This is a genomic window from Pseudomonas sp. SID14000, assembly GCF_002165135.1.
GTDB lineage: Bacteria > Pseudomonadota > Gammaproteobacteria > Pseudomonadales > Pseudomonadaceae > Aquipseudomonas.
In genome coordinates, this window is the sequence record NZ_NFZQ01000112.1 from 1 (window position 1) to 434 (window position 434).

Below are 434 nucleotides of genomic sequence, written 5' to 3' on the forward strand. Positions count from 1 at the left end.
GCGTACGTTGGTGTCCATGACCGCGTCGTAGACGTCGTCGCCCATGAGGTGCAGGGGCGTCCGGTCGCCGCCGAGCCCCGCGTTGTTGAACGCGCCGTCCAGGCGCCCGAAGGTCTCGACCGCGAAGTCCACCGCGCGGACCGCGTCCTCGGCCACGGTGACGTCGCAGACGACGTACGCCGCCTCCGCGCCTTGACCCTTCAACTCCTCGGCCAGCGCCGCCAGTCTGTCCTCTCTTCGCGCGGCCAGGACCACACGCGCGCCCTCCTGGGCGAACACGCGTGCCGCCGCCGCGCCGATTCCACTGCTCGCCCCGGTGACGAGGACGGATTTGCCGTTCAGAAGATCGCTCATGGGCGCAGTCTCGCAGCGTTATTCGGCCGGGACCATGGCGGATATCCGCGGAAGCATGAGATTCCAGAACTGGGTGAGGG

The 434-nt window shown here is 68.9% G+C and carries 1 protein-coding gene; it reads right to left on the reverse strand.

Going from position 1 to position 434, the window contains the following annotated elements; all coding sequences use genetic code 11:
• Positions 1–354: SDR family NAD(P)-dependent oxidoreductase (locus CAY82_RS27590; RefSeq protein WP_140399175.1), on the reverse strand; the 354-nt coding region annotated here is incomplete at its 3' end.
• Positions 355–434 lie beyond the last annotated feature (80 nt).